We start from the raw sequence: 13,127 nt of genomic DNA on the forward strand, positions 1-13,127 counted from the left end.
AAAGCCTTTGTTCTCTGCCGCCCAGTAGTACAACAATTAAACAAGTTTAGTTAGTCAAATGAACAGCCTTAATACATATGTAAGCCACCATTAATACTTAAATTTGCACCGGTAATGTAACGGCTTTTTTCATTGACTAAAAACTCCACAACCCAAGCAACTTCCTCAGGTTCTGCCAAACGCTTGGCTGGAATTAATTCAATAATGGAATCCAGAATGTCCGGTCTAATTCCTTTCATTAGGCGAGTATTGACATACCCTGGTGAAATACTATTCACAGTTATATTTTTTAACATCAACTCCTGCGCGAGACTTTTGGTAAATCCGTAAATGCCCGCCTTGGATGCTGCATAGTTGGTTTGGGAAAACTGCCCTTTTTGAGCATTAACTGAAGAAATATTAATAATGCGCCCACTTTCCTGGTTCCGCATTTGCTCAACTACCTGGTGAGTAACATTGTACATACTGTCAAGATTGACCCTTAACACTTCATCCCATTGTTGTTTGGTCATCTTGGTAAATACTGCATCTCTGGTAATACCAGCATTGTTAACCAAAACATCAACGCGGCCATACCCCGCAATAATATTTTCAATTACTTGCTGACATTGGTCGTAATCAGAAACATCCATTTGACGATAATGAATATTATGGCAATCATCCTGAGTTAATTCATCTAGCCAATGTTTAGCCTTTTCTTTGGCAATAATATCTAGAGCGATAATATGTCCATACAATGGCCTTAGCTGTTTAATAATGGCAGTACCTATATCTCCAGTACCACCAGTTACAAGGACAACTTTTTCTTTTTGCATTCTTTTCCCTATTCAATGAATACTGCGCAGGATTACATGTATTGACCGCCGTTAATATCCAAATTAGCCCCGGTAATAAATCCGGATGATGTAGAGGCCAAAAATGCAACGGCTTCAGCAACCTCCTGCGGTGTGCCTAAACGACCAACGGGAATATTGGCAATAATACTTTTTAACACCTCGTCTTTCATCGCCGCGAGCATTGGCGTTTCAATATAGCCAGGTGAAACAGTATTCACTGTAATCCCCTTGGAAGCGACTTCTTGTGCCAAGCTTTTAGTAAAGCCAAAAAGCGCAGCTTTCGAAGCAGCATAATTGCATTGACCAAACTGTCCTTTCCGCCCATTAATAGAAGAGATGGTAATAATACGTCCATAACCTTTTTCGAGCATGGCAGGCAAAATGTTACGGGTCACGTTGAACACACTTGTTAAATTGGCATCGATCACTTGTTGCCACTGTTGTGCACTCATTTTTTTTAAGCTGGTATCTACCGTAATGCCAGCATTATTAATTAATACATCAACATGATTATATTTTTCTAATACAAGTGCTGCTAATTTTTCACAATCAGCAAAATTGGCAATATTGGCATAAACGATATCGATCTCATAACCTGCTGCGCGTTGCTCTGCTTGCCAGCGCTTGGCTTCTTCATGGTTTCCATCTTTGAAATAGCAAGCAATAACTTGATAATCAGCAGCCAGGCGTTGACAAATGGCTGTACCAATCCCACCTGTTCCCCCAGTAACTACGGCCGTCATTTTTTCCATAAAACAATCTCTCCATAACTATATGATTGGATCTATTACTTCAAAGCAAAAGCACACAAATGTCAACCTTGCCAACATTATAATTTTAGCATTCAAATGCTTCTTTGCTCGCCCAAAATGCCGAATTTAATTGGATATTACTATTTTCTTTTGAGGATATGTAAAGAAAACGGAAAAACTCCGCTTTCGTTACATTTTAACAGGATGAGGCACATAACCTTTGAGTTGTTGAGCAAACTGATGCAATACCTCCAAACCTGATTCTTCAGCTTGTTTACACCATTGCTGTAATGCCTCGACCAATTCTTTTTGTGAGCTGGCTGTTTTTAGCCAAATATTTTGTAAAGATTGACGAAAACTATAAACTACACGGAGCTGCTCACGACTTGCTAATAAAGCTTGCAACCCTGCTTTGGCACGAGGAGTCAACAAACTATCTTGCAGACGTAATAAACGCCCTGCCCGCTGGAGAAGATGCTTATCAGATGCTTGCGCTACGCTACGTTTCTCATCTTTAATAATAGGACGAACCACGCGCTTATAGTACTGGGACATAACATGAAAGCGATTGCTCACTACGGCTCTGACTGTTTCAAGATCAACATGAAGTTTTCCTTCTTCTCTTGCAAGTTTCGGGGGCAATTTTTTAACTTTAGCAAGTTTTAGGAAACATAAGCAGCGAATATATAACCAACCAATATCAAATTCCCACCATTTAACAGAAAATTTAGCAGAAGATGCAAACGTGTGGTGATTGTTATGCAGCTCTTCGCCACCTATCCAAAAACCAAAGGGAAAAATGTTAGTGGCTGCGTCAGGACATTCAAAGTTTCTATAACCCCAATGATGACCGATACCATTAACAACACCGGCTGCATGAAGTGGGATCCACATCATTTGCAGCGCCCACACAGTTATACCCGGAAGGCCAAACAGAAACAAATCTACTAAAAACATTAATAAAATGCCTCTTGATGAAAAACGCGAATATACATTACGCTCAATCCAATCATTTGGAGTACCATGGGAATATTTAGCAATCATTTCCTTGTCTTTAGAAGCCTCTTTATAAAGCTCTGCTCCTTGCCAAAATACTTTTTTCAATCCTAATACTTTAGGACTGTGTGGATCACCCTCAATATCTGTTGTCGCATGATGCTTACGATGGATGGCCACCCACTCGGCTGTAACCATTCCTGTTGTTAGCCACAACCAGAAACGAAAAAAATGACTTATTATTGGATGTAAGGTTAATGCACGGTGAGTCTGATGGCGATGAAGATAAATGGTAACAGCAGCAATTGTGATTTGCGTTAAGATGATAGTTGCTAACACATACCCCCAAAACGACAAGTTCAAAACGCCATAAATCATAGGGTTTACTCCACTAAAATAAAATTCATTGCGAAATTAAAGTTACTTAAACTATAGTACTGTTTCCTATGATACCACAAATTGTACAATTCGCATTGCATCCTAAGGACTTGTGGACGATAATTTCAAATAGGTTAAGAAAATAACCGCCTTTTCCTTGAGTAGGGACTTATTCATGAACGAAAAAATTGAACATCTTATACAACAGCTTGTTCCTTTCCTGATTGCAGGTATTGCGATAGCGCTGGTAATCGGTCTATTTATTATGTTTTCCTATGTCCTCGTATGGGGTTTAATCATTGGGGCGATTCTTTGGGTGGCTTCTTTCATAAAAAATCTTCTCTTTTCAAGTAAGGAAATTGAGAACCCCAAAAAGGGACGAGTAATTGAACACAACGACAAAGATTAATGCCTGAACTACCTGAAGTAGAAACCACGAGGCTTGGTATAAGCCCATTTTTAATGAATAAAACGATTACCGCTGTGCATGTGAGACAACAACAACTTCGGTTTACAGTACCGCCATTACAAGAGCTTTGCTGTGGGCAGCAAGTACAGGCGACTACACGTCGCGCCAAGTATTTGTTGATTCATTTAACGCAAGGATACCTCCTCATCCATTTAGGGATGTCAGGTCATTTGCGGATAGTTAAACCTGGTTTGCCAACCAACAAACACGATCACATTGACTTGATCGTCGATGAAGAATATTCGCTGCGCTATAATGATCCACGACGTTTCGGTCTTTGGCTTTACGCTACTGGCAAACCGGAAAAACATCCTCTTTTGGCACATTTAGGACCAGAGCCACTCTCCGACAACTTTAATCTAAGTTATCTAAGTTCACGCGCCGTCAACAAACAACAAACCGTTAAAACATTTATCATGTGCAATGAAATAGTGGTGGGCGTGGGTAATATCTATGCAACGGAAAGTCTTTTTTTAGCGGGAATTCATCCACAAACTCCTGCCCGACTTTTGTCCGAAAATCAGCTCACTAAATTAATAGCCTCCATCAAACAGGTATTACAACAAGCCATTGATGCAGGCGGTACGACCCTGCGTGATTTCTTTGCCAGCGATGGAAAACCTGGGTATTTTGCCAATCATCTTCAAGTTTATGGTCGGAAAAACCAATCCTGTTTTCAATGCCACCACCGGATACAAGCAGTAGTTATAGGTGGCCGAAACTCCTCCTTTTGTCCACAATGCCAACCCTTGATAATCCCTTAATTCAATAAGAGTATTACTGTGAAACTAGTTAAACATACAGTATCATCTATCCAAACGCATTTATTTCTTAAGCTTTATGAAAATTAGCAAACTTCGCACCCAGTGGATCATTTTATTATCAATCCTTTACACCGCGAATGCTTGTTTTAAATCGATAATAAAACGCTTAACGGGCAGAACCAGTCGAGCCTGGGTCGATAAAACAATCCGCCAGTGGACCGAAAACTTACTGGGTTTAGTAGGCGTAAAATGCAAAGTAGTTAATCCACATGAGGTTGCGCCTAAACAAGGTGAAGCAACCATTATTATGTGCAATCACAGTAGTTTGTATGATATTCCTCTTAGCTTTAAAGCCTTCCCTAACCACTCTATTCGCATGTTGGCTAAAAAGGAATTATCAAAAATTCCTATCATGGGAAAAGGAATGATGGCTGCTGAGTTTCCTTTTATCGACCGAAAAAACAGGCATCAAGCGATCAAAGACTTGGGGGCTGTTCGCAAATTGCTGGAAAGCGGCATTGTCATGTGGATTGCACCTGAAGGAACCCGCTCCAAAAGTGGTAAGCTTGCCCCCTTTAAAAAAGGGGCTTTTATTACAGCAATTGAAGCCAAGGCGACTATTATTCCCATTGGTATTCGCGGTGCCTATGATATCTTGCCAGCAAAAACAACCCAATTTAACATTAATCAAACTGCCGAAGTACATATCGGTCAAGCAATTGATGCATCGGAATACACCCTTGCAAATAAAGATGAATTAATAAATCGAGTACACCAATCTATAAAAGAATTAATTGGTGAATCAGGCAGTTAATGCTTAAATCCATAGCCTTGGGGTTCTGCGGTTATCACTGCTGCAAGGCCTATATGTCTTGGATCAGAAGCAGCAGTCACTATATTTGCTTCTTTATCCCAGGTAATAGCCTGCATGTCCCCATAGTACTGTTTTAACGCCATTAACTTGTACCCCATTTTTTTCAGATCAAATTGCAGTTGAGGCGAGAAAGTTTCCGGTTCGAATTGTAGCCAATCTGGCAAATACTGATGGTGAAATCGCATGGCGGAAACCATCGATATCGCCCCCTGATAATCATAAAACACCAATGATGCCAGTAATACCATTGTCGGAATACGACTGCCGCCTGGCGTTCCAACAATTGCAACGCGTCCAGGCATTTCAAGAAAAGTAGGTGTCATGCTGGACACCGGTCTTTTACCCGGAGCAATACTATTTTTTTCACTGCCAACAATGCCAAAAATATTCCTTGAACCTGGCTTCACTGAAAAATCATCCATTTCATCATTTAGCAATACCCCCGTACCTCCTGCAACCACACTGGAGCCGAAAATAAAATTAACTGTAAGTGTTGCAGCCACCCGATTGCCTTCTCGATCCAGAATAGAAATCTGCGTTGTGCTTTTTTTGTCCTGTGATTCAATTTTTCCCTGAAACCGCTCACTGGGTGTCGCCTTATCTTTAAAAATTAACGAGCGCAATTGCTTGGCATTGTCCGCAGACAACAATCTAGCAAGTGGTACTTTAACAAAATCAGGGTCTGCTAGTGCTTGCTCTCGTTGCCAGAATGAAAGCCGCATGGCTTCGGTTAGATAATGCACCCATTGCACTTTTGACATGGTTTGCAAAGGATACTCGGCCAAAATATTTAACATGGTAATTAATGCGACTCCTCCCGCAGAGGGGGGCGGGGCCGTAATAATAAGCATATTATGATAAGCGCTTTGCAAAGGTTCACGAATTTTTATTTGATAGCGAGCCAAATCAGTTAGCGTCCAAATACCCCCTGAGGCACGTACCGCTTTTACTAATTGTTCAGCCACCTTTCCGCGGTAAAAACCATCATGACCTTTGGTTGCCAATAATCTAAGTGTTTTGGCTAAATCGGGTTGCTTTAAATGCTCGCCCAATTGATAAGGTTGATTATTATGTAAAAAAACAGCCGCCGTATCGGGAAAATGACGTAGCATCTGCAATCGATCAGCCATCGTTGAAAAATAGTTAAACTGATAATCAACAGCAAAGCCTTCTTCGGCAAGGCGAATAGCAGGATCTAACGATTTTGATAATGGAAGACGACCATAATGTTCGGCAATATACACCAAAGCAGCTGGCTCTCCTGGAATGGCAGCTGCCAACCCTCCATTCAATGACAAACCAAGCACTGGTTTTCCATCGGCACCAAGAAACATATTTTTATGGGCTGCTAAAGGTGCTGTTTCACGACTGTCTATGAAAATATTTTTTTTACTTTTTGCTTCGAATAGCAACCAAAATCCGCCACCCCCTAAACCTGAATGATAGGGCGCTACAACAGACAACGTAGCTGCAACTGCAATTGCAGCATCAAAAGCATTGCCACCGGCGGCAAGAACTTCCAAGCCAGCATTAGTAGCCAGTGGATGAGCACTTGCAACAGCATAAGCAGAAGGTGTAGACGCATATTCTGCGGCATTTCCCATCCCGGTATCGAAAGCCAGGCATGATGCCAGCAAAAATGGGTAGATTTTCATAAACTTATTTTCTCTGTAGGAATGCTCGCTCAACAGAAGGCGGTACAAATTGCGATACGTCTCCACCAAGTTGAGCAATCTCTCGAACCAAGGTTGAGGAGATAAATAGGACATGCTCAGAGGGGGTAAGAAATACGGTCTCGATATCCCGTGAGAGTTTCCGATTCATCCCTGCCAATTGAAACTCATATTCAAAATCATTAACGGCACGTAATCCGCGTAAAATGATCCCGGCTTTTTGTTCATGAACAAAGTCAATTAACAAGCAGTCAAAGCCTATTACCTCAACGCCAGGTAAACTTCCCAATGTTTCCTTAATCAGTGCTATGCGTGTTTCAAGGGGAAAATGCGGGCGCTTAGTCTCGTTGCTTGCTACAGCAACGACTAACTCTGGAAAAATTTTTGCAGCCCTTGTAATGATATCAATATGACCATTAGTAACCGGATCAAACGTTCCGGGATACACTGCTTTATGTTTCATCAATATACCTGGCAATTGCAACTTTTTGAAGTCTATCGTATTGTGCAGCTAAAAACTATTGCCTGAATAACTTCCTGGTCCATTTAAAGGAAATTTTTTAACTTGCAGACTATTATAAGATCTGACACTCACGGAAAACGGAATTAGGAGAAGCAATGAATGCGATTAAATTAACTTTATTAGGCTCGATTCTGTTAACTGCCTGTACTCCTCGCCCAACCACAATGGATGGCACTTCCTCTTATTATCCCAACAGAACTGCTAAGGCAGAAGCGATTACGCCAGGCTCAACGACAACTACCACCGCTGAAACTTTTTCAGCAACAGGCAATAACAAAAATGTTGATAAAAAACAAGCATCAGAAACCGTTGCCGAAACAAAGGGAAATACAGCCGAAACCGCCAAAATTGCCGCAACGTCCTCTGCTAGTGCGATTTCTTCCTGGGAAATCTCAGGCGCCATGGCAGCACGTAGTAAAAATAAAGGATGGAATGCTTCTGTCAATTGGCTGCAACGCGGTATAGGACACTATCAAATTCGTTTGTTTGGCCCCTTAGGGAGTGGAACTGTTCTAATTAATAAAAAAGGCGGGCTTGTGACGCTTCGTGACGGCCCTAAAACTGCCTCATCTTCCAATGCTGAAGAATTACTAAAGAAACAAACAGGGATTCGTCTACCCGTCAATAATCTTTATTATTGGGTTAGGGGATTACCAGCGCCAGGACATGTACAATCTGCAAAGCGCGACTCTGCCAATCATCTCCTAGTTTTAAAACAAAGTGGGTATGTCATTGATTACGGGCAGTATACTTCTGTAGGAAAGACTGTCCTCCCCAGCGTCATTCGATTACAAGGAAACGGCGTATTTATAAAACTTGTCATTAAGCGTTGGAGGATCTAAGCTTATTCTAATAATATCCAGGAGCTTGAAATTTAAGCCCTGGATAATTCAATTTGAAGTTTCTGTATTCTATCGGTCATATTGTCCACGATTTTTTAAAATCGACAATTGGAACAATCCAAGTAAAAATTGTTTGACAAGACCTTAAATAGTTTGCAAAATACGCTCGTTTGCAGCAATGCACGTTCAAGGATGATTAAGAAGAATCTACAACTTATTGGGGTGTCGCCAAGCGGTAAGGCACAGGGTTTTGATCCCTGCATACCTAGGTTCGAATCCTAGCACCCCAGCCACAATCTTGTTGATTCAAGTAAACAGACGGCAGAAGATACCCGGGAAGGATGCGTCACCGGATCGCTCAAATAATAACTATATCTTTCTGGCTGTCTTCTGCTATGTGTTTAAAAGTTACCTGATTAAACTAAAATCAAAGGTTTTTTGCACATGTCGACAATGATGATCTTTACTGGCAACGCTACACCAGAGCTCGCCCTTAATATAGCTTCACACTTACAGATTCCTATTGGTCAAGCATCCGTAGGTACATTTAGTGATGGTGAAACCATGGTTGAAATACTTGAGAATGTCCGTGGTCGTGACGTTTTCATTATTCAATCTACTTGCTCTCCAGCCAATAATAATTTGATGGAGCTAATGATCATGGCTGATGCGTTACGACGCTCTTCTGCTGGGAGAATAACAGCGGTCATTCCTTATTTTGGTTACGCACGTCAAGACAGACGAGTTCGCTCAGCCCGTGTTCCTATTACAGCCAAGGTTGTGGCAGACATGATGGCTTCCGTTGGGATTTGTCGTGTTCTTACTGTCGATTTGCACGCCGACCAAATACAGGGCTTTTTCTACATGCCCGTAGATAACGTGTATTCAACGCCAATTTTGTTGGAAGATATCAAACAACAAAATCTTTGCAACCTAATGGTCGTCTCGCCCGATGTAGGGGGAGTGGTACGCGCTAGAGCCATGGCTAAGCAACTTAATGATGCCGATTTGTCTATTATTGATAAACGACGCAGTGGCCCCAATAAGTCAGAAGTAATGCATATTATCGGTGAGCCTGCGGGTAGACATTGTATTATTATTGACGATATTGTTGATACTGCAGGCACACTTTGTTCGGCCGCTTATCAGTTGAAGCAGAATGGGGCTACCAGCGTTCGAGCTTATATAACCCACCCTGTTTTATCTGGACCGGCCGTAAATAATATTACCAACTCCTCATTAGATGAGGTAGTAGTGACTGATACCATTCCCCTCTCGGAGGCAGCCAAAAATTGTAAAAAAATCAGGGTTGTTAGCCTCGCTGATATGTTGGCTCAAGCAATTAAACGCGTCAATGTTGAGGAATCTGTTAGTTCTATGTTTGCCGAATAATTGCTGAGCTAGCTATAGTCGTCAGGTTAAGGCTTTGCTCAACTATTCAAACAGCAAAAAATCCTAAGTTGGGTCGCTTTCGACCCAACACAAACCTTACGGTTCACAATATTGATCGATGAACAAGCTACACAAATGAAAACCCTATATTCATTCACTGGAAAAATTTCTAAAACCTTACTAACGGTAAGAATTCAATCAGCCGAGAAATTCCTCAATAGCAGAAGATTTATTGAATAAAAAAAAGGGAAGATTTGTCTTCCCTTTTTTGCCTACACAGCAAAAAATTAGTCTCTTGTACCAACGTACTTGTCGTCAAAATAACGACGTAGCTTAGTTCTTAACGTTCCTCTGCTAATGCCAAGCATTATTGCTGCACGTGATTGGTTGTATTTGCAATGCTCCATAACAGCACGGAACAATGGTGTTTCAATCTCTTCAAGAACAAATTGGTACAGATCAACAGGATCAGTTCCCTTGAGCTCGGCGAAATATTTCTGCACTGATTGAGTCACGCTCTCGGCCAGTGACATTGTTACATCCCCAGCTTCATTACTGATTGTTGTCATTCTTTTTAACTCCTCCTTTAAAAACGAGCATATTACCGAATCAGCTAATTCCTGACAAGTCTAGAATCGAATTGATTTAAAATCAGGGACAAGCATCGAACCATGACTAGCATGGTTCATGGTAATAATTTCCTTGCTTTATTAAAATTTCATCATTTCAGGTCTATAAGGCTTACCATTAATCATAAATTGACCTTGATTAAGGCTAACCTCAATTACGTAATCGGTGCCTTGTTGTGCCAATACACCATTCTGTACCAATGTCGCCAATTGCTTGTCAGCTAAAGCAACAGCTTGTTGAGAAATATCTGATGAGCCGGCTGCTGCTTGAGCAGAAGCATCAGGGTTACTCTGCGGCTGTATTTGTTGAGCAAGATTTTGCTGGCCGTTTTGTTGCGGCTGTTGAGGCGACATCATCTTTTGTTTAATGGATTCTGTAACTAGCTCTTTAACCACCACGGCTGGCATTTTTAATTTTCCATTACCTTGAATTTTTTGTATTAACTCAAATGGATTACCCATCTCACCCTTAGGGAGAGATATCATTAAATTACCTTCAACAGTGCCTTGAGGCATTACGAAATTCATTTCTGTAACTTCAAACTCAGCTCCTTTACTGAATAACTTTGGTAATTCAGGCAGCATTGCCAACATTGCCCGCTGACGTTCTGCATCCGTACCTTGCTGCACTTGTTGTGCTTGCTGATTCAGTTTTGCCAAAGCATCAGCATCGAGATTGCGGATAGCTACTTCCAGACTCCCGGGACCGTAAGTTTTACCATTAGCTACTATTTTCTCAACGGAGGTTTTAACATGAGAGCTAAATAAGCCATCTTCTATATCAGAATCAGAATGAATATCAAATTGCCCTAATTCAAACAATTTTTTATCACTGTCCATCACAACAAAAGATGGGAAAGATAGGCTCGCGTCTCCTAAGAATAATCCCGTGTCTGTTCTATGAAGATTATATTCGCTAGTAACGGCGGACATTTTTGTATTGACTTGATCTTTCTTGAAAGTCAATCCTTCAATAGTGATGTTACCTCCGACTTTATCGTGATCAGAAGAGACATTGGTTGAGGTTGACATTCCCATCCATTCAAAAGTTGCATTACCATCTTTTGCAAATAATTTAAATGCTGGCACAGACATATCAATGCTGCTGTTACCCAAGTAATTTACAAAAAAGTTAATTACTACATTGGGTTGTGTTGATTGATTTGTAAATAAACTATTAAATTGTTCTGCATATTCTGCGGGCATAGTTAAATTAGTATGGGCATAACCCAAGCCAAATTTTACACCTTGTTCAGAAAATATGACCGGACCATGATAAATGGTGACAGGCATTTGTATTTTATAATCTTTTGCAGGAATTGTTTGAGTTTGGCCATTGTTTTGAATGGTCTGCTCAGGAACATGAACGCGCCAATCGAATTTGGCTTTAGAGGTAAACCAACCGCGATCATATTCAACGATCGTAGCAGCTAGTCCATTTGATCGATTCACAAAATTAAGACTTTCTTTAACTTTCTGCTCAGTAAGATAGCCCATACCATAATAAGAACCGAGGACTAGAACGGCTAGAATAACCACTAATCCTATGAATTTTTTCATATTATCTCCGTGTTAATGTTCGCCTCTATAACTAATCACGTCGGACGAGAGGCACCGCCTTAATTAAAACACGAGATTCACCAACTCGCCAAGCCATTACAAAAAAAATTCATAAATACAGCCAGTTATTATAGTTTACGTATAGGCTGGCAATACGTTTCTTTGACCATGAGTGCTAAAATTAAAGCGACCAAAGAACAGAGAGGTAGGATTTTTAAGCCGGCCTGAAAATCAGAAAGTAACAGTGCCTCTAGATTATAGGCGCGGGCACCAGCAGTGAGGTCAACCAAACGCCCCACCAGTGGCTGCATCAGCGCACCAACAAAGATTGATATCATGTTGGTAAAAGCAATGCAAGTCCCTATTACCTGACTTTCACAAATTTCGGTGGATACCGCATAGGCTATAGCCACCCCAGTATTAGTAACACCAAAAATAAAAAAGATCACATAGGCGAACGTTTGATCCATTCCCGGATAAAATACAAACAGAGAGGTCAATATAATTCCACTTAAGGCTGAAAAAACCATGAGTGGTTTTCTGCGTCCTATTTTATCAGATAACCACCCTGATAAAGGGCCACTTATTCCCCAACCGATAAAAATTAATCCTGTTGCAAAAGCGGCTGCATGTGCTGTTAAACCACGACCATATTGCAAATAGGCAGGTCCTATCGCTTCACCAATTACCGCTGTAGGGCCAAATAAAAAGCCAGCATAAAGGGCATTAATCCAAATTTGACGATGGGATAAAATAATGCGCAAACTACCAAGAATGCTAATCCCTGGTTCAGTCTTTTTCATTTCATGACGCTTAGTGCCAGGTTTATCCTGAACAAATTGGTAGAGAAGTCCAGCCAAAGCAATGAATAAAAAGGCAATGATAAGCATACTATGCCGCCAACCCACATTGGCAACCAAGAATGAAACAGGGGCTTCCCCCGCTGCGGCACCCAACATCCCTAAAGCCTGGGTTAATCCAGCCAATAAACCAAGCATGGCTGGTGGAAACCACGACGTTGCCAAACGCAAAGCACTCACAAATGCAAAAGCGGCGCTAAAACCAATTAACATACGGCCTACAGACGCCATCGCCAAACCATCTGCAAGACCGAATACACCACAGCCTAGTGCGGTTACCAGCGACATAATCGTTAATATTGCGCGTATACTCACACGATCAACAGTAAGGCCAACTGGAATCTGCATAAGAATATAAGGAACATAAAAAGAGGCGGTTAAGATGCCAAACCCTGCTTCATTAATACCAAAGTCAATTTGTAAGCTACGGTGCATTACTCCCGGGGCTACCCGGGCCATATAATCAGAAAAATAAAAGGCTGCAGCTAATCCCCAAACAATCCAGGCAAAACCTAATTGACTGATACGGCCCTCTTTTTGACTCCGAGACATTGCTATCATATTCATAAATTCACTCTG

13 protein-coding genes and 1 tRNA gene are annotated in these 13,127 nt (G+C 41.2%); 6 read left to right on the forward strand and 8 right to left on the reverse strand.

Annotated features, from left to right (window positions below):
* Nucleotides 1–68: 68 nt before the first annotated feature.
* From phbB (Ljam_RS07985) to Ljam_RS07995, 3 genes are all read right to left on the reverse strand, one after another.
* Nucleotides 69–815 (reverse strand): acetoacetyl-CoA reductase, encoded by a 747-nt coding sequence (gene phbB, locus Ljam_RS07985; protein WP_058449526.1) that lies wholly within the window; start codon nucleotides 813–815, stop codon nucleotides 69–71.
* Nucleotides 816–847: 32 nt separating this feature from the next.
* On the reverse strand, nucleotides 848–1,588 hold the full coding sequence (gene phbB, locus Ljam_RS07990) for an acetoacetyl-CoA reductase (protein ID WP_058449527.1): 741 nt from the start codon (nucleotides 1,586–1,588) through the stop codon (nucleotides 848–850).
* A gap of 189 nt (nucleotides 1,589–1,777) precedes the next feature.
* Nucleotides 1,778–2,962, reverse strand: coding sequence for a DesA family fatty acid desaturase (locus Ljam_RS07995; protein ID WP_058449528.1), 1,185 nt, complete (start codon nucleotides 2,960–2,962; stop codon nucleotides 1,778–1,780).
* A gap of 175 nt (nucleotides 2,963–3,137) precedes the next feature.
* Here Ljam_RS07995 and Ljam_RS08000 point away from each other — a divergent pair, with 175 nt between their 5' ends.
* From Ljam_RS08000 to Ljam_RS08010, 3 genes are all read left to right on the forward strand, one after another.
* Nucleotides 3,138–3,371: a hypothetical protein gene (locus tag Ljam_RS08000; protein WP_058449529.1), complete on the forward strand. Its 234-nt coding sequence runs from the start codon at nucleotides 3,138–3,140 to the stop codon at nucleotides 3,369–3,371.
* Complete coding sequence (gene mutM, locus Ljam_RS08005) at nucleotides 3,371–4,195, forward strand: bifunctional DNA-formamidopyrimidine glycosylase/DNA-(apurinic or apyrimidinic site) lyase (RefSeq protein WP_058449530.1); 825 nt, start codon at nucleotides 3,371–3,373, stop codon at nucleotides 4,193–4,195. Before Ljam_RS08000 ends, mutM begins: the two co-directional genes overlap by 1 nt.
* Nucleotides 4,196–4,271: 76 nt before the next feature.
* Nucleotides 4,272–5,009, forward strand: a complete 738-nt coding sequence (locus tag Ljam_RS08010) for a lysophospholipid acyltransferase family protein (RefSeq protein WP_058449531.1) — start codon at nucleotides 4,272–4,274, stop codon at nucleotides 5,007–5,009.
* Here the strand turns inward: Ljam_RS08010 and ggt are convergent.
* Together ggt and coaD are read right to left on the reverse strand one after the other, a co-directional pair.
* Nucleotides 5,006–6,724: a gamma-glutamyltransferase gene (gene ggt / locus Ljam_RS08015; RefSeq protein ID WP_058449532.1), complete on the reverse strand. Its 1,719-nt coding sequence runs from the start codon at nucleotides 6,722–6,724 to the stop codon at nucleotides 5,006–5,008. The genes Ljam_RS08010 and ggt overlap by 4 nt on opposite strands.
* A gap of 4 nt (nucleotides 6,725–6,728) precedes the next feature.
* Nucleotides 6,729–7,205: a pantetheine-phosphate adenylyltransferase gene (gene coaD, locus Ljam_RS08020; protein WP_176713843.1), complete on the reverse strand. Its 477-nt coding sequence runs from the start codon at nucleotides 7,203–7,205 to the stop codon at nucleotides 6,729–6,731.
* 155 nt (nucleotides 7,206–7,360) lie between these two features.
* Here coaD and lolB point away from each other — a divergent pair, with 155 nt between their 5' ends.
* The 3 genes from lolB (at nucleotide 7,361) to Ljam_RS08035 (ending at nucleotide 9,499) form a co-directional block, all read left to right on the forward strand.
* Nucleotides 7,361–8,107, forward strand: a complete 747-nt coding sequence (gene lolB / locus Ljam_RS14950) for a lipoprotein insertase outer membrane protein LolB (RefSeq protein WP_238583709.1) — start codon at nucleotides 7,361–7,363, stop codon at nucleotides 8,105–8,107.
* A 218-nt stretch (nucleotides 8,108–8,325) separates the two neighbouring features.
* A tRNA-Gln gene (locus Ljam_RS08030) sits at nucleotides 8,326–8,400 on the forward strand.
* A 151-nt stretch (nucleotides 8,401–8,551) separates the two neighbouring features.
* Nucleotides 8,552–9,499, forward strand: a complete 948-nt coding sequence (locus Ljam_RS08035; protein WP_058449534.1) for a ribose-phosphate pyrophosphokinase — start codon at nucleotides 8,552–8,554, stop codon at nucleotides 9,497–9,499.
* Nucleotides 9,500–9,786: 287 nt separating this feature from the next.
* Here the strand turns inward: Ljam_RS08035 and Ljam_RS08040 are convergent, their stop codons facing one another.
* The 3 genes from Ljam_RS08040 to Ljam_RS08050 all read right to left on the reverse strand — a co-directional run bounded on the left by Ljam_RS08040 (nucleotide 9,787) and on the right by Ljam_RS08050 (nucleotide 13,100).
* Entirely contained in the window at nucleotides 9,787–10,068 is a 282-nt protein-coding gene (locus Ljam_RS08040; RefSeq protein WP_058449535.1) for a helix-turn-helix domain-containing protein, read from the reverse strand.
* Nucleotides 10,069–10,209: 141 nt separating this feature from the next.
* Nucleotides 10,210–11,688, reverse strand: coding sequence for a YdgA family protein (locus tag Ljam_RS08045; RefSeq protein ID WP_058449536.1), 1,479 nt, complete (start codon nucleotides 11,686–11,688; stop codon nucleotides 10,210–10,212).
* 128 nt (nucleotides 11,689–11,816) lie between these two features.
* The gene (locus Ljam_RS08050) at nucleotides 11,817–13,100 is read right to left on the reverse strand and encodes an MFS transporter (RefSeq protein WP_131762337.1); all 1,284 of its coding nucleotides are present in this window, start codon (nucleotides 13,098–13,100) and stop codon (nucleotides 11,817–11,819) included.
* Between the last annotated feature and the right edge of the window lie 27 nt (nucleotides 13,101–13,127).

This window comes from Legionella jamestowniensis, from assembly GCF_001467745.1.
Taxonomy (GTDB): Bacteria; Pseudomonadota; Gammaproteobacteria; order Legionellales; family Legionellaceae; genus Tatlockia; species Tatlockia jamestowniensis.